At 69.5% G+C, this 15,950-nt stretch carries 13 protein-coding genes; 2 read left to right on the plus strand and 11 right to left on the minus strand.

Translation table 11 applies throughout. From position 1 onward, the window contains the following. Window positions 1-12: 12 nt before the first annotated feature. Window positions 13-990: a mitochondrial fission ELM1 family protein gene (locus AC04MD_RS12080; protein ID WP_475497505.1), complete on the plus strand. Its 978-nt coding sequence runs from the start codon at window positions 13-15 to the stop codon at window positions 988-990. A gap of 104 nt (window positions 991-1,094) precedes the next feature. Here the strand turns inward: AC04MD_RS12080 and glnE are convergent, their stop codons facing one another. From glnE to AC04MD_RS12100, 4 genes are all read right to left on the minus strand, one after another. Further along, the gene (gene glnE, locus AC04MD_RS12085) at window positions 1,095-3,908 is read right to left on the minus strand and encodes a bifunctional [glutamate--ammonia ligase]-adenylyl-L-tyrosine phosphorylase/[glutamate--ammonia-ligase] adenylyltransferase (RefSeq protein ID WP_475497506.1); all 2,814 of its coding nucleotides are present in this window, start codon (window positions 3,906-3,908) and stop codon (window positions 1,095-1,097) included. 189 nt (window positions 3,909-4,097) lie between these two features. Then, window positions 4,098-4,766, minus strand: coding sequence for a lipoyl(octanoyl) transferase LipB (gene lipB / locus AC04MD_RS12090; protein ID WP_475497507.1), 669 nt, complete (start codon window positions 4,764-4,766; stop codon window positions 4,098-4,100). Further along, on the minus strand, window positions 4,754-5,032 hold the full coding sequence (locus tag AC04MD_RS12095; protein ID WP_475497508.1) for a DUF493 family protein: 279 nt from the start codon (window positions 5,030-5,032) through the stop codon (window positions 4,754-4,756). Before AC04MD_RS12095 ends, lipB begins: the two co-directional genes overlap by 13 nt. 99 nt (window positions 5,033-5,131) lie before the next feature. Then, entirely contained in the window at window positions 5,132-6,046 is a 915-nt protein-coding gene (locus AC04MD_RS12100) for a CsgG/HfaB family protein (protein ID WP_475497700.1), read from the minus strand. A gap of 237 nt (window positions 6,047-6,283) precedes the next feature. Between AC04MD_RS12100 and AC04MD_RS12105 the strand changes: the two genes are divergently transcribed. Further along, complete coding sequence (locus tag AC04MD_RS12105) at window positions 6,284-7,177, plus strand: EamA family transporter (protein WP_475497509.1); 894 nt, start codon at window positions 6,284-6,286, stop codon at window positions 7,175-7,177. A 62-nt stretch (window positions 7,178-7,239) separates the two neighbouring features. Here AC04MD_RS12105 and AC04MD_RS12110 read toward each other — a convergent pair whose 3' ends face one another. From AC04MD_RS12110 to mreC, 7 genes are all read right to left on the minus strand, one after another. Further along, entirely contained in the window at window positions 7,240-8,439 is a 1,200-nt protein-coding gene (locus AC04MD_RS12110) for a D-alanyl-D-alanine carboxypeptidase family protein (RefSeq protein WP_475497510.1), read from the minus strand. Between the two features lie 115 nt (window positions 8,440-8,554). Beyond that, window positions 8,555-9,715, minus strand: coding sequence for a septal ring lytic transglycosylase RlpA family protein (locus tag AC04MD_RS12115; RefSeq protein WP_475497511.1), 1,161 nt, complete (start codon window positions 9,713-9,715; stop codon window positions 8,555-8,557). Beyond that, on the minus strand, window positions 9,712-10,851 hold the full coding sequence (gene mltB / locus AC04MD_RS12120; protein ID WP_475497701.1) for a lytic murein transglycosylase B: 1,140 nt from the start codon (window positions 10,849-10,851) through the stop codon (window positions 9,712-9,714). The genes AC04MD_RS12115 and mltB overlap by 4 nt, the downstream gene beginning before the upstream one ends. Before the next feature lie 72 nt (window positions 10,852-10,923). After that, window positions 10,924-12,060, minus strand: a complete 1,137-nt coding sequence (gene rodA / locus AC04MD_RS12125) for a rod shape-determining protein RodA (RefSeq protein ID WP_475497512.1) — start codon at window positions 12,058-12,060, stop codon at window positions 10,924-10,926. After that, entirely contained in the window at window positions 12,057-14,198 is a 2,142-nt protein-coding gene (mrdA, locus tag AC04MD_RS12130; RefSeq protein ID WP_475497513.1) for a penicillin-binding protein 2, read from the minus strand. The genes rodA and mrdA overlap by 4 nt, the downstream gene beginning before the upstream one ends. 3 nt (window positions 14,199-14,201) lie before the next feature. Continuing rightward, window positions 14,202-14,687, minus strand: coding sequence for a rod shape-determining protein MreD (gene mreD, locus AC04MD_RS12135; RefSeq protein WP_475497514.1), 486 nt, complete (start codon window positions 14,685-14,687; stop codon window positions 14,202-14,204). Further along, window positions 14,684-15,847, minus strand: coding sequence for a rod shape-determining protein MreC (mreC, locus tag AC04MD_RS12140; protein WP_475497515.1), 1,164 nt, complete (start codon window positions 15,845-15,847; stop codon window positions 14,684-14,686). Before mreC ends, mreD begins: the two co-directional genes overlap by 4 nt. Window positions 15,848-15,950 lie beyond the last annotated feature (103 nt).

A 15,950-nucleotide genomic window follows, 5' to 3' on the forward strand; every position in this document is an offset into this window, starting at 1 on the left:
TTGTTTTAACCCGTGGAACAAACACGCCCCGTCCAGGCCGATTCCCGCGGTCTCTGCACCCTGACCGATGGCAACGCCGGCAACGTACGCCAGGCGCAGTCGCTGGCGCGTGCACTCGGTGGGCGCGCCTGGGACGTGAAGCTGGAACCGCGCGCGCCCTGGCGCTGGATCGCGCCCCGCGCGCTACCCGCGGGGGAGAACGCTTTCGGTACGGCCTTCCACGCCTTGTGGATGCATGCGCCCGCGGTTGTGATCGGCTGCGGTCGCCAGGCCGCGCTGGCGACGCGGCTGCTGCGCAGACGCGGCAGCCGCGTGGTGCAGATCCTCGATCCGCGCATCGATCCTTCGTACTGGGATCTGGTCGTCGCACCGGAGCACGACGGACTGACCGGCGCGAACGTGCTGACGCTGCTGGGCAGCCTGAATCCGGTCGACGATCCCTGGCTGGCCGACGCGCGCGACGCTTTCCCCTCCTTCGCCACCCTGCCCTCGCCGCGCACGGCGGTACTGCTGGGCGGCGACAGCGCGCACTACCGGTTCGACGCCGAGGCGTTCGCGCGACTCGCGTTCCTGCTCGACGAGATGGCCGGCGATGGCAGCCTGCTGGTCACCACGTCGAGACGCACGCCGCCCGCGGTGATCGATGCCGTGCGCCGGCGCTGGGCGCAACGCCCGCATGCAATGGTGTGGTGCGGACCCTCCGACGGCCCGAACCCCTATGCCGGCCTGTTGGCCTGGGCCGACCGCTTCGTCTGCACGCCGGAGTCGGTCAACATGCTGTCGGAAGCCTGCGGCACGCGCGTGCCGGTGCAGGTGTTCGAACCCGGTCGCGTCGCCGGGCGTCCGCGGCAGTTCCTCGATGCGCTGCGCGCGCGTGGACGCGTCCAGGATCTTGCCGCTGGCGCAACGCCGTTCGATGGCGAGCCACTGCGCGAGACCGAGCGCATCGCCGCCGAGGTGCGCACCCGACTGGGCCTCTCGCTCCCGTAGCTACATTCGGATGCTGCTGCCCCTGATCCTGTGTAGGAGCGGGCCATGCCCGCGGTGCGTCTGATTCGACATCAAGGCAAGCGCATCGTAGGCATGGCCCGCTCCTACCGCGGATCGAAGGCAAGTCCATGCGCCGTCGTCGTCCGCATCACCACGGCGCGCGCAGTCGCCAGCCCTGCGTTCTCGATGACCAGCCGCGGACGGCGGTCCAGCGTGCAGGCCAGGCCCTCGGCGACGAAGGTCGCATGCACCGCATCCAGCGCCGCGGCTTCCTCCGCCGACAGAGCGCCTTCGGTCGCCAGCGCAGCGACCAGGCCTGGCGTGTCGCGCGGCGACAGCAAGGCGGGTTGCACGGACGCATCGCGCAGGACGAGGTACTGGATCAGGAATTCCAGATCGACCAGGCCACCCGCGCCCTGCTTCAGGTCGAAGCGCGCGACGTCGCTGCGGTCGAGTTCCGCGCGCATGCGCGCACGCATCTTCACCACCTCGCCGCGCAGGCCGTCGACGTCGCGCGGCCGCGCCAGCGTCGCCGTGCGGATGTCCTCGAACGCCTGCAGCAGCGTGGCGTCGCCGGCCACGCCACGGGCGCGCACCAGCGCCTGGTGCTCCCACGTCCACGCGCGCTCGCGCTGGTACTCGCTGAAGCTGGCCAGCGACGACACCAGCAGGCCTTTCGCGCCGTCGGGACGCAGTCGCACGTCGACGTCGTAAAGCCGACCGGCCGCCGTCACCGCGCCGAGCAGCGCGACGATCTTCTGCGCCAGCCGCGCGTACCAGCGACCGGCCTCCATCGGACGCGCACCGTCGGACTCCGCGTCGGCAGGCGCGTCGAACACGAACACCAGGTCGAGGTCCGAGCCGAACCCGAGCTCTTCGCCCCCGAGGCTGCCGTATCCGATCACCGCGAACCGGCCTGCCGCCACGACGCCGTGCGACGCGGCGACATCGCGCGACGCGACCTGCACGACGACACGGACGACCTCGTCGGCCAGCCATGCCAGCTGGCGTACGCTGTCGCGCGCCGACTGGCGTCCATCGAGCGCGGCCAGCGCCACGCGGAAGCTCAACGCCAGGCGACGCTCGTTCAATACGCGCAGGCAGGTTTCCGGATCGTCTTCCTGCAGCGCGGCCTCGCATTCGGTGCGCAGTTCGTCGCGATCCGGCATGGGACCGGACACGCGGGTATCGAGCAACTCGTCGAGCAGCAACGGATACTGCGCCAGGCGTTCGGACAGCAGCGCACTGCGTGCCAGCACGTCGACCAGCCGCCCAAGCGCACTGGGCTGTTCATCCAGCAGCGCGAGATAGCTGGCGCGGCGCAGGATGGCCTGCAGCAGCGACAGCACGCGACGCAGCGCCGCGTCCGGTTGCGACGAGCGCGCGCACGCATCCAGCAACGCGGGCACGACGCGATCAAGGCGCGCACGTGCGCCGTCGGACAAGGCGCGCACGCCACTGAACTGGGCGAATTCGCGCAAGGCACCGTCGGCGCTGCCTGCATCCGCGAATCCCGACGCCGCCAGCGTTTCCGCGTCGCCGCCGTCGGGCAGCGCGCGCCAGTACAGCGCCAGCGCGCCCGGGGCCGCATCGCGCTGGCGCGGTGCCAGCAGTTCGGCGAATTCGGCGGAGACGCGCGCGCGCTGCACGTCCAGCGTAGCGCGTAGGCCGTCCCAGTCCGGATAGTCGAGGCCGCGCGCGATGCGATGCCGGTCCAGCGCATCCTCCGGCAACGCATGCGTCTGTGCATCGCGCAGCATCTGCAGGCGGTTCTCCAGCCGGCGCAGGAAGCGGTAGGCCTGCATCAGCGCCTCGCCCTCCTCCGCCGACACCTGCCGCGCCGCGACCAGCGCCGGCAGCGCCACGCGCAGGCGGCGTTCGCGCAGCGAGGCTTCGCGGCCGCCGCGGATCAACTGCAAGGCCTGGACCAGGAATTCGATTTCGCGGATGCCGCCCGGCCCGCGCTTGATGTCGTCGGCCAGTTCGCGGCGCGCGACTTCGGCGGCGATCGCCGCCTTCATCTCGCGCAGGCCATCGAGCGCGGTGTAGTCCAGGTAACGGCGGTAGACGAACGGGCGCAGCGATTCCAGCCAGCGTTCGCCCGCGTCGATGTCGCCGGCGACGGCACGCGCCTTCAGCCACGCGTAGCGCTCCCAGTCGCGACCTTCGCGCTGGAAATACTGGTCCATGCCGGCGAACGACAACGCCACCCGGCCCGCATTGCCGAACGGGCGCAGGCGCAGGTCGACACGATGACAGAAGCCGTCGACGGTCGGCTCGTCCAGCAGCTTCGCCAGCCGCTGGCCCAGCCGCATGAAGTAATCTTCGGCGGCAAGCGATCGCGCACCGTCGGACTCGCCCCCCTGCGGATAGGCGTAGACCAGGTCGATATCGGACGAGAAGTTCAGCTCGCCGCCACCCAGCTTGCCCAGGCCGAACACCACCAGCCGCTGTGCGCTGCCATCGGGCGCACGCACCACGCCGTGGCGCTGCGCGAATTCCGCTTCCAGCGCTTCCAGTGCGGTCTGCAGGCAGACCTCGGCCAGGCGCGTGGTGCCGGCCAGCGTGTCGTCGACCGTGTCCAGGCCATGCACATCGCGCCACACCAGCCGCGTCGATTCCGCGGTGCGGTAGCGGCGCAGCAGTTCCGGCCATTGCGCGGTGTTGTCGGCCGTCAGGCCAGGCAGCGGCCACGGCGCTGCGCCGTCATCGCCCAGCAAGGCCGCCAGCAGTTCGGGTTGGCGGCGCAGGGTTTCGAGAGCCAGGTCGCTGGTCGCGATCACCCGCGACACGCGATCGGCATGTTGCGTGTCGGTCAGCAACGAATCGCTGTCGGGCGACGATGCGCGCAGGCGCGCCAGGCCACGCTCGATCAGCGCAGCGCGTTCGGTATCCAGGGACAGGGTCGCATCATTCATGGCGACCGATTGTGGCATGCGCCCATGGTGGTTGTAGAAGCGACGTGAGTCGCGACCGCGGACCATCAGGACCGCAGTCAACCCATCACCGGATGCATCGGGCCGGCATGCGTCGCTCTGGATACTCTGCAACGTACTGGCTACTCGATCGTGCGGTCGCGACTCACGTCGCTCCTACAACAGGCAGCATCACGCCGCCTGCGACAGGTCCGGCAATGTGGTCTCGTGCTGCAGCGCCAGCCCGAACTGCTCGGCGATGTGCTTCAGCAGCACCGGCTTCACCTGCTCCATGCCGGTCGGGCCACCGAGGTCGGCCAGCGACACGACCTGCAGGCCCTGGTAGCCGCAGGGATTGATGCGATGGAACGGCTCCAGGTCCATCGCGATATTGAATGCGAGACCATGGAAGGTGTAGCCGCGGCGCACGCGGATGCCGAGCGCGCCGATCTTGGCGCCGGCCACGTAGACACCGGGCGCGCCGTCCTTGCGTTCGGCGTGGATGTTCCAGTCGGCCAGCGTGTCGATCATCGCCTGCTCGATCTTGCAGACGTACTCGCGCACGCCGACCTTCAGGCGTTTCAGGTAGAACAGCGGGTACGCGACGATCTGGCCGGGACCGTGGTAGGTGACCTGCCCGCCACGGTCGACGTTGATCACCGGAATGTCGCCCGCCGCCAGCACATGCTCGGGCTTGCCGGCCTGGCCGAGGGTGAACACCGGATCGTGCTCGACCAGCCACAGTTCGTCGGTGGTCGCCTCGGTGCGCGCATCGGTGAAGCGCTGCATGGCGCGCCACACCGGTTCGTAAGGCTGTCGTCCGAGTTCGCGGACGACGCAGGGTGCCGTCAGAGCGTCCACTTCACTTCCGGGTGGTCGCGCAGCGCGGCGTGGGCAGCGTCGTACTGCGCACGATCATCCGCACTGAAGCGGATACGCACGGAGACGTACTTGCCGTTGGTCGAGTGCTTCCACGTGATGTCCTCGTGGACCACGGACACGCCGGCGGACTCGAGCAGGCGGGGAAGTTCGGTTTCCAGGCCGGTGCCGGCCGTGCCCATCGCGCTGAGCTCGAAGGTGCCGGGGAACTGGAAGCCGTGTTCGGGGTTGTCGGATTTGATTTCCATGCCCGGATTATTGGGATGCCGGCGGCGAAAGCCAAGCCGCGCGGCCCCGGAACGACGAAGGGCCGCTCGCGCGGCCCTTCGTTCATGCAGCGCGGCGGTTCAGCGCGCCAGCTGCACCAGGCTGGACGACACCCAGCCCTTGTTGCCGAGTTCGTCCTCGACTTCCCACATCACGCCATCCTTGTTGCCGGTGGGGTACAGCATCATGCCCGGATCCAGGTCGCGCACGGCCTTGCCGGTGCCCTTGGGATTGGCGAACAGGCGGCCCGGCTTGGTCATTTCGACCGCCTGCTGCGCGTTGGACGCCGAGGCATTGCCGGACAGGCCACCCAGTTCGCTGACGAGGTTGGTATAGGCCTGCAGGTAGGCCAGCGTGATCACCTGGCCGATCTCGGTGTTGGCGTAGCCGCTGGCGCCGCCGCCGCCCCAGTGGCTGCCGGTGAACAGGCTGCCACCCGCACCCCAGCCGATGTCGGTCTTCTTGGCGCTGCCTTCGGCCATGGCGACCTGCTCGGACGAGCGCACGTCGGTGACCGTCAGCACCACGTCGGCGGTCTTCTTCTTGAAGTCCAGCCCGCCGACCATGCGACCCACGTTACCGCCCACCAGGCCGCCGAGCAGGCCGCTGATGGCGTTGCCGCCGGCATTGCTGTTCTGCGAGATCAGGTCGGGCACCAGCACGTAGTCGGCGGCGCGGATCTGGCCCTTGCCGATGTTGGAACGGTTGCGCAGTTCGCCGCTCGCCGCGAGGTCGCGCTCGGCCATCGCCGCGCCCATGCCCACGCCACGGTCGACCAGCGTGAAGCAGCGCGACTTGTTGACGAACACCTTGATCAGCTTCGACGGGGCCGGCAGCTGCTGGCCGCTCCACCAGTTGACGCCGTCCTCCGGCTCGATCACCGAGATGGTGCCGAGCGGCTTGCTGCAGGTCGGGATTTCCGCGGTCTGCTGCTTGCGCTGGTCCTGCGCGCTCTGGCGCTGCGCCCACGCGGGCGCCGTCGCGGCAGCGGCCATCAGCAGGCATGCCGTCGCGATGACGGTCTTTCGTGTTCCCCTGTTCACTCGTGCATCTCCTTGAGAATGATGGTGCCCGCACCCCGCGGACCCTAGCGTGGCGGGGCGCGACCTGCGTACGTGCCGTATCGCCCCGCTGCCGATCATAGGCGAAGAAGGGGGCATCGCTGGCTACATACGCAAAGAGTGACAGTCGAAGGCCATGCCGGAACGGCCTGGCTCGCGGATGCGGCGATAATGCCGACCCCGTCCGCGAGGTCCGCCGTGCCCTACCTGCTCTCCAGCGTCGTCTGCAGCGTGCTCGTGTCGGTGCTGCTGAAGCTCATGCAGCGGCGCGGCATCGACACCGCCCAAGGCATCGCCTGGAACTACCTCGCCGCCTCGCTGCTGTGCTTCGCCCTGCTGGACCCGCCGCTGGCATCGCTCGCCGCGGCGCACGCGCCCTGGGCTGCGCTCGCCACGCTGGCGCTATTGCTGCCCGGCATCTTCCTGGCGCTGTCGGCGTCGGTACGGGCGGCCGGCATCGTGCGCACCGACATCGCCCAGCGCATGTCGCTGGTGCTGTCGCTGCTGGCGGCCTTCCTGTGGTTCGGCGAACGGGCCGATGCGCAGCGCCTGGCCGGCCTTGCGCTCGGCCTGCTGGCGATCGTGCTGCTGGTGTTGCGCCCGCGCGCCGAGGCGGCGCAGGCCGAAGACCGCTGGACCGGCTGGGCCCTGCCACTGGTGGTGCTGGTGGGCTACGCCAGCGTGGACGTGCTGCTGAAGCACATCGCGGCCGCCGGCACGCCGTTCGCGGCGTCGCTGCAGGTCGCGTTCGTCGCGGCCTTCATCGTGATGATGGCGGTGCAACGGGTGCGGCGCGGGCGTGGCGGCCCGGCGCTCACGCTGCCTGCGCTCGGCACCGGCCTGCTGCTCGGCCTGCTCAACTTCGGCAACATCCTCTTCTACGTGAAAGCGCACCGCGCGCTGCCGGACAACCCGGCCGTGGTGTTCTCCACGATGAACATCGGCGTGGTGGTGCTGGGCACGCTGGCCGGCACGCTGCTGTTCCGCGAACGGCTCAGCCGGATGAACCTGCTGGCGATTCCGCTGGCGATCGTCGCTATCACGCTGATCGCCGCGGGACTCTAGGCGCCGGAAAAACGAAAAGGCCGGCATGCGCCGGCCTTTTCTTCAATGGATGACGCGCCGGATCACTCCGACTCCCACCACATCCAGAACGCGTCCCACAGGCGCTTGAAGAAGCCAGCCTCTTCGATCGGGTTGATCGCCACCAGCGGCGACTGGGCGACGACCTTGCCGTCCAGCGTGACCTTCACCGTGCCGATGGCCTGGCCGGCGGTGATCGGCGCCACCAGCGTCTTCGGCACGTCCATCGTCGGCTTCAGCGCGTCGTAGCGTCCGCGCGGCACGCTGACCAGCATCGGCTGCGCGACGCCCAGCTGCACCTCCTTGGCCTGGCCCTTCCATACGCGCTGCGTGGCGATGGCCTTGCCCGGCTCGTACAGCCGGTGGGTTTCGTAGAAGCGGAAGCCCCAGTTGAGCAGCGCCAGGCTGTCCTCTGCGCGTTGCTTCTCGGAGGTCGACCCCATCACCACCGCGACCAGGCGCTGGTCGCCGCGCTTGGCCGAGCTCATCAGGCAGTAGCCCGCACCGGAATGGTGGCCGGTCTTGATGCCGTCGACGCTGGCGTCGCGCCACAGCAGCAGGTTGCGGTTCGGCTGGGTGATCGAGCCGACCGTGAATTCCTTGATCTTGTTGTAGGCGTACTGCTCGGGATAGTCGCGGATGAAGGCGCGGCCCAGCAGCGCCAGGTCGTACGCCGTCGAGTAGTGCTCCGGCGCGGACAGGCCGTGCGCGTTGACGAAGTGCGAGCCCTTCATGCCGATCTGCGCGGCATAGTTGTTCATCAGCGACGCGAAGGCTTCCTGGCTGCCGGCGGCGTGCTCGGCCAGTGCGATGGCGGCGTCGTTGCCCGACTGCACGGCCATGCCCTTTTCCATGTCCAGCAACGGCGCCGTCTTGTTCACGGCGAAGCCGCTGTAGCTGCCGTCGGTGGCGGCACCGCCCTCGCGCCAGGCGCGCTCGCTCATCATCACCTGGTCGTCGGGCTTGATCTTGCCGTTCTTCTGCTCGGCCGCCAGCACGTACGAGGTCATGACCTTGGTGATGCTGGCCGGCTCGACGCGCTCGTTGTAGTTCTCGCCCGCCAATACCTGGCCGGTGATGTAATCGACCAGCACCCACGCCGTGGCGGTGGGTTTGGGCGGCGGCGGGATCTCGACGGCCGGTGCAGCCGGTGCGGCAGGCGCCGGGGTCGGCGCGGGGGTCTGGGCAATCGCCAGGCCCATGGCGGTGGTCGCGAGCGCGGCGAGGGCGAAACGGAACTTCATCGGCGGAAAACTCCTGGCAAGGCCGTGGGCCTGACGATTCAAGGCGAATATTGTAGGGAGACCGGCCGCGGGATGGGTTGGAAAGACGTAAAAAACCGGCGGATGGACGTCGACGTCACTCGCGGACGATCTGCGGGCGCCCGAAGCCCAGGCTCGCGATCCTGCCCGCCAGCGCCTCGGCCGACGCCACGTCAGCGGCGCCTACGCGCAGGCGCCACAGCGGCCGGTCAGCGCCAGGCACGTCGCTGAGCCGCGCGTCGGCGATGCCGGCAGCGGTCAGCCGCGCGAGTGCGCGGTCGGCATTGTCGCGACTGGAGAAGCTGGCGACCTGCAGCTGCACGGCGGGCGGCAGCGAGGCGGTCGCGGGAACGGGGGTCGCGGGCGCCGGTGCCGCCGCGCTGGCGGCGACGGTCGACGCCACCGGCGTTCCCGGCTTGCCCGAGGCCACGCGTACGCCATTGGCCTTCATCCACGCATCGAAGCCGGCCGCGCTGGGCGCGTCACCTGGCTTCGCCGGCACGTGGTAGCGCGCGGCATCCCGGGGCAACTGCCCGACCAGCTGGTCCATCGCGGAGGACGAAGGTACGACGGCGGGCGCGGCGACGAGCGTGCCGCCATCCGGCGTCAGCGCTCGCACTTCCACGCGCCCGGTGCCGCGCTGGGTGATGCCCAGGCGGACGGCGGCCGCATAGCTCAGATCGATCACGCGGCCTTCGTGGAACGGCCCGCGGTCGTTCACCCGCACCACCACCGACTGCCCGTTGTCCAGGTTGGTCACGCGGGCGAAGCTGGGCAGCGGCAGCGACTTGTGCGCGGCGCTGTAGGCGTACATGTCGTACACCTCCTGGTTGGAGGTGCGGCGGCCATGGAACTTGTTGCCGTAGTACGACGCCGTGCCCTGCTCCACGTAACCGTCGACGCGGTCGAGCACGCGGTACTGCTTGCCCAGCACCGAGTACGGCGACTTGTTGCCCACGCGCGAACGCGCTTCTGCGGTGACGACGGGCTCCAGGATGCAGTCCAGGTCGGGCACGTGGTCCGGCGTGGTGTCGGAAACGCCCGGCTTGTAGAGACCGCCGGCGGTGTAGTCGCCGCGCGTGGACAGGTCTTCCTGCGCCGGTGCGTAACGCGAGCAGTCCTTGCCGGCGATGCCGGGCGAAGGCTTCGCCGGCGATGGGCGGGTGATGCCGCCGGTCGACGGTGACGGCGACTTCTTCGGTGCCGTGCTGCATGCGGCCAGGGCCACCGCCAGCAGCGGCAGGACCAGCCACTTCATGCCGACGGGATCTCGCGGCCGGCGATGGCCTGCGACAGCTGGTAAACGGCCATCGCGTACATCTTGGAGTTGTTGTAGCGGGTGATCGCGTAGTAGTTCTGGAAGCCCAGCCAGTACTGCTTGCCGTCGGCGCCGTCGAGCTGCACCAGCGTCGCGGTCGCGTCGGGCGCGACCGGATCGAGCGGGCGGTATCCCTTCTCGGCCAGCTGAGCGAGCGTGTAATCCGGCGTCCACGTCTCCGGATTGAACTCGGCGAAACCGTCCTGCAGCTGCGCACGCGCGACCACCGCGCCGCCCGGCACCCAGCCGCCGCGCTCGCCGCCCTTCTTGCGGAAGTAGTTGGCGATCGACGCGAAGATGTCGGGATAGCTGGTGAACAGGTCGCGGCGGCCGTCGCCATTGCCGTCCACCGCGAACTCGCGATAGCTCGACGGCATGAACTGGCCCAGCCCCATCGCACCGGCGTAGCTCCCAGTCAGCGAAGCGATGTCCAGCTTCTCCTCGCGGCCCAGCGCGAACAGCTGCGCCAGCTCGTCGCGGAAGAACTGCTCGCGGCGGTGTTCGTAGGCGGCGCGCTCCGGATTGCCGGTGCGCGGATAGCGGAACGCGAGCGTGTACAGCGCGTCCAGCACCTTGTGGCGGCCGGTGAAACCGCCGTAGTTGGTCTCCACGCCGATGATCGAGACGATCATCTCGGCGGGCACGCCGTACTGCTGCTCGACGCGGGTCAGTTCGTCACGGTGCGCAGCGATGAATTTGCGACCACCGTCGATGCGTGTCTGCGTGAGGAAGCCGACGCGGTACTCGCTCCATGGCTTCACCCGCTCCGCCGGACGCGACATCGCGGCGACCACGCTATCCAGGAACTGCGCCTTGGCCAGCGTCGCCTCGATCTCGGCCGGGGCGATACCGTACTTCGCCGCCGTGTCCTGCACGAACTGCGCGCGTGCGGTGGGGAAATCGACCGGCTTCAGCGCCTCGGGCGGCACGTCGGCAACGCGTTCGACCGAAGTCTCGGCGGGCGTCGCAGCAGCGGAAGGAGTGTCGGACGCCGTGGAAGCCGGCGCCGGCGGTTGCGGTGTGGCGCAGGCCGCGAGGCCGAGCACCAGCAGACAGGGAAGAGCGCGTCGCATCATCGGCGCGAGGGTAGCACGCAGGTTTCGGTGCAGGGTGAACAGCACGCGGTGCGCGGACGTGAGCCGACGAGATCAGTACCCGTGCACCGGCCGATGCGCGCGCACCGCCATCACCAGCCCCAGTCCCGCGAGCAGCGAGACCGCGGACGTGCCGCCGTAACTCAGCAGCGGCATCGGCACGCCCACGACCGGCAGCAGGCCCGACACCATGCCGCCGTTGACGATGACGTAGACGAACAGCGCCATGCCCAGGGTGCCGGCGATCAGTCGCGAATAGGTGTCGCGCGCATCCATTGCGATCCACAGGCAGCGGCCGACGACGAACAGGTACAGCATCAGCACCACCATCACGCCCATCCAGCCGAACTCTTCCGACAGCACCGAGAAGATGAAGTCGGTGGTGTGTTCCGGCAGGTAGTCCAGGTGCGACTGCGAGCCTTCGCCCCAGCCCTTGCCGGTCCAGCCGCCGCCGCCAATGGCGATCTTCGACTGCAGGATGTTCCAGCCGGCGCCGAGCGGATCGTTCTCGGGATCGCGGAAAGTCAGGATGCGGTTCTGCTGGTATTCGCGCAGGAACGAGAACCACGAGATCGGCGCGAACATCACCAGGCCCACCGCCGTACCGCCCACCACGCCGGCGCTGATGAACCACCACCACGACAGCCCGGCCAGGTACAGGCCGAACACGCCGCTGGCCGCCACCAGCATCGCCGTGCCGAAATCGGGCTGCAGCAGGATCAGCCCGGTCGGCAGGCCGATCAGCAGCGCCGCGACCATCGTCGTGCGCCAGCCCGGCGGCAACGGTTCGCGGTGCAGGTACCAGGCCAGCATCATCGGCAACGCGATCTTCAGCAGTTCCGAGGGTTGCAGGTAGAAGAACTTCAGGTCGATCCAGTGCGCGCCGTGCTTGCCGGTGCCGATGAACAGCACCAGCACCAGCGGCACCAGCGCCACCGCGAACACGCCAGGCGTCCACGCCCGCAAGCGCACCGGCGTCACCCGCGACAGCGCCAACATCGCCACCAGGCCGACGCCGAAGCGCACGCCCTGCGCCAGCACCAGGCGATCGCCCAGCGCTTCGCCACCGGCGCTGTACAGCACGGCCAGGCCGATCGCCATCAGCGCCAGCAACGCGCCCAGCAGCAGCCAGTCCAGCGTGCGCAACAGGTGGCGCAGCAGGTCGAAGCCCCAGCGCAGCAGCTCGGTCATGCCGAAGCCCTCGGCCTAAGCCCCTCTCCCGSMGGGAGAGGGGTTGGGGTGAGGGTCGGGACAGGCGCGATGGCGGGCATGTTCGAGCGCAAAGGTACGAGCGCGGTCACGCCATGCGCAGCTCCGCCCATCCCCTCTTCGCCGACCCTCACCCCAACCCCTCTCCCGGAGGGAGAGGGGCTCGTGCCCTGGCTCGGACTCGCGCCCGGCGTCGGATTCGCAGGCGCCTCCGGCGTCGGCGCGGCCGATGGCGTCGTGGGCGTCGCTCCGGCGGGCGCAGCCTCCTCGCCCTCCTTCTCCGGCATCTTGCCGAGCAGATAGGCATCGAAGATCTTGCGCGCCATCGGGCCGGCGGTGCTGCCGCCGTAGCCGCCACCCTCCACCGCGATGGCGATGGCGATGGTCGGGTTGTCGGCCGGCGCGAAGCCGACGAACAGCGAACGGTGGCGCAGGTGCATCGGCAGGCTGCGGGGGTCGACGGCGGCGGTACCGCGGCGGCTGATCACCTGCGCGGTGCCGGTCTTGCCGGCCATCAGGTACGGCGCGTTCAGGGCGACGCGCCAGCCGGTGCCGCCGGGCTGCATGGTGTCCTGCATGCCGAGGCGTACCACCTCCACGTTCGCCGGATTCGGACTGATCGCGATCGGCGCCGGCTGCGGCATCGGTTCCCACGGCCGGTCGAAGCCGACCCGCGCCTCGCTGACCAGGTGCGGACGCCGCATCTGCCCGTTGGCGATGCCGGCGGTGGCGCGCACCAGCTGCAGTGGCGTGACCTTCCAGTCGCCTTGGCCGATGGCGACGTTGACGGTGTCGCCGGGATACCAGCGTTCCTTGCGCGATTTCAGCTTGGCGGCCGGCGACGGCAGGATGCCGCCAATCTCGCCCCGCAGGTCGACGCCGGTCGGCTGGCCGAAGCCGTAGTGCTCCATGTAGTCGTCGAACTGCGCGATGCCCAGGTCCAGCGCGAGCCGGTAGTAGTACGTATTGACCGATTGCGAGATCGACTTGCGCAGGTTGGTCACACCATGGCCGCGCCGGCTGGCGTCGCCCCAGCCACGGCTGGTGCCGGGCAGGTAGAACATGCCGGTGGAGACCACCGTGTCCTCCGGCTTGCGCTTGCCGCTGTCCAGGCCGGCCAGCGCGATCAACGGCTTCAGCGTCGAACCCGGCGCCACGCCGCCCAGCACCAGACGGTTGAACTGCGGGCGCGAGGGATTGTCGTTGAGCAGCTTGAAGTCCTTGCTGGAGATGCCGTTGACGAACAGGTTGGGGTCGTAGCTGGGCAGGCTGACCATCGCCAGGATTTCGCCGGTGCGCGGATCGACCGCGATGGCCGAGCCCTCCAGTTCGCCGAACGAGTCGACGATGGCCTGCTGCAGCTTCGCGTCCACGCTCAGCCGCAGGTCGGTGCCGGCCTGCGCCGGCACGCGCCCGACCACGCGCAGCGCGCGGCCTTCCACGTTGGTCTCGACCTTCTCGTAGCCGATCTTTCCGCGCAGCTGCTCGTCGTAATAGCGCTCCAGGCCGGTCTTGCCGATGTGGGTCAGCGCCGAGTTGATCTCGCCCAGCGTCTCCAGGTCCTTCTCGTCCACGCGCCCGACGTAGCCGACGATGTGCGCGAACAGCTCGCCATAGGGATAGCGCCGAGTCAGGTACGGCACCAGCTCCACACCGGGATAGCGCCAGCGGTCCACTGCGAAGCGCGCCATCTCCTCCTCGCTCACGCGCAGCTTCAGCGTGATCGGGCGGAAGCCGCGCGTCGCCTTGCGCGTGGCCTCGAAGCGCTCGATGTCCTCCGGCGACAGCTCGATGAGCTTCGCCAGGTCGGCGACCAGCTTCGCCGGCTCCTTGACCTTGTCGGGCGTGACGTCGAGGCGGAACGCGGGCACGTTCTCCGCCAGCAGCAGGCCGTTGCGGTCGTAGATGGTGCCGCGCCCGGGCACGACGGGGCGCGGACGGATGCGGTTGGCTTCCGAGCGCGTCGCGTAGTCGGCGTGGTCGATGACCTGCAGCTTGAAGTACCAGGCGCCCAGGCCCAGCAGGCACAGCGCCACCACCACGAACCCGGTCACCGCACGGCGACGGAACTGGTCGGCTTCGGCATGCGGATTCTTGCCGCGCCGGCGGGGTCCGACCATCGCTCAGCCCCGCCTGCGGCGACCCAGCCGCAGCGCGTCCATCAGCACGAACAGCGGCGGCCAGAACAGCATGCCCAGCAGCGGCGCCCACCAGTACGACCAGGGCAGCGTCGATTCTCCCAGGGTCAGGTGCACCACGGTGGTGACGATGCGGTCGTTGAGCAGCAGGCCACCGATCGCGAGCGCCTGCTGCGACATCGGGAAGAAACGCAGCCGCGCGCGGAAGCGCTGCAGGATGAACGCCATGATCAGCAGGCGCAGCGCCTGCTCGCCCAGCAGCGTGCCGAACATCAGGTCGGCGACCAGGCCGACGACGACGGCGAACCCCAGGCCGGCGTTGTCCGGCGCCTCGATCACCCAGTACGCCACCACCAGCGCCAGCCAGTACGGGCGCAGCGGCTGCAGCACGTCGGGCAACGGCAACAGGCCCAGCAGCAGGGCGACGATGACGCTCAACGGCATCAGCCAACCGGTACGCGCGCGACTCATCGCTGCGGCTCCGTTGAAGGCGGTTTCGAGGCCGGGCGGTTCGAAGCCGGCGCTTTCTGCCCCTCTCCCCCCGGGAGAGGGGTTGGGGTGAGGGTCGGGACGTTCGGTGTGCGCGGGGCTTGCGGGGAAGCCGGCGCGGGCGCGGAAACATTCTGGTTGCCTGCGGCATTCCCGGCTTCGTTGCCCCTCTCCCCAACCCCTCTCCCGGTGGGAGAGGGGCTTTGGGTCGTCGGCGCGGCAGGTGTCTGTGCGACGCCCGCCTGCGTGGGAGCAGCCGCCTCAGGCAAAAACCGCGACGGATCCGGTGGCGGCAGGGGCAGCGGCGGCGCGGATTTCAGCAGCAGCACGTCACGGCCACGGTCCAGTCGCGCGGCCGGGGTGACGTCGCCGACCAGGAACGCATGGCTGTCGTCCGGGCGCAGCGCGGAGATCGTGCCGACCGGGAATCCGGCCGGGAAGCGCCCACCCAGCCCCGACGTCACCAGCACGTCACCGACCTCCGCGCCGCTGTTGAGCGGCACGTCGGCCAGTTCCAGCACGTCGCTGCGGCCGCGGCCATAGACGATCAGCCGCACGCCGTTGCGCGCGATGATCACCGGCACGGCATGGTCGGCGTCGGTCAGCAGCAGCACGGTGGCATGCACCGGCGTGGTCTCGATGATCTGGCCCATCAGGCCACCGGCATCGATCACCGACTGCCCCACGGTGGCCCCGGCGCGACTGCCCGCATCCAGCACCAGCCGCTGGCGGCCGGGCGCGAGGTCGATGTCGAGGATCGGCGCGAGTTGCACGTCCAGGCCACGCGAGGTCTTCACGCCCAGCAGCGCGCGCAGCTGCGCGTTGTCGGCCGCTGCGGTCTGCAGGCGGGCCAGCCGGGCGTTGGCGACCAGCATGTCGTTGCGCAGGCGCTGGTTCTCTTCGATCAGGCCGGTGCGGGTGGCCGCGTCGTCCTGTACCCGGGTGGTCACGCGGCCGGGCAGGCCCGCGACCCACCACAGCGGCTGGGTCACCACGTTGGTCTTCGCGCGCAGCTGCGACAGCCAGCCGCCACGGTGGTCGAGGATCACCAGGGCGATGGTCAGCGCCAGATAGCCGAGCAGGCGCAGCGTGCTGGCGACTTCACCGCGGGTGGCGACGGGAGGACCGGCGTAGGAAGGCACGGGCTAGGGACGAGTGGAGAGAAACGAGGAGTGAGAAGTGAGGAGTGCAACGCAGGCCAGGGCGGGTGAGCAGCTTCCACTCACTTCTCACTCCTCGCCACTC

The organism is Pseudoxanthomonas sp. LjRoot206 (assembly GCF_056175725.1).

Bases quoted from the DNA above. Each gene is read 5' to 3' on its own strand.
- AC04MD_RS12115 (WP_475497511.1), bottom strand. From the start codon at position 9,715: ATGAAGTGGCTGGTCCTGCCGCTGCTGGCGGTGGCCCTGGCCGCATGC.
- mreD (WP_475497514.1), bottom strand. From the start codon at position 14,687: ATGAGTCGCGCGCGTACCGGTTGGCTGATGCCGTTGAGCGTCATCGTC.
- AC04MD_RS12095 (WP_475497508.1), bottom strand. From the start codon at position 5,032: ATGGAAATCAAATCCGACAACCCCGAACACGGCTTCCAGTTCCCCGGC.
- AC04MD_RS12100 (WP_475497700.1), bottom strand. From the start codon at position 6,046: ATGGCCGCTGCCGCGACGGCGCCCGCGTGGGCGCAGCGCCAGAGCGCG.
- rodA (WP_475497512.1), bottom strand. From the start codon at position 12,060: ATGACCGAGCTGCTGCGCTGGGGCTTCGACCTGCTGCGCCACCTGTTG.
- AC04MD_RS12105 (WP_475497509.1), top strand. From the start codon at position 6,284: ATGCCGACCCCGTCCGCGAGGTCCGCCGTGCCCTACCTGCTCTCCAGC.
- glnE (WP_475497506.1), bottom strand. From the start codon at position 3,908: ATGAATGATGCGACCCTGTCCCTGGATACCGAACGCGCTGCGCTGATC.
- mltB (WP_475497701.1), bottom strand. From the start codon at position 10,851: ATGATGCGACGCGCTCTTCCCTGTCTGCTGGTGCTCGGCCTCGCGGCC.
- AC04MD_RS12110 (WP_475497510.1), bottom strand. From the start codon at position 8,439: ATGAAGTTCCGTTTCGCCCTCGCCGCGCTCGCGACCACCGCCATGGGC.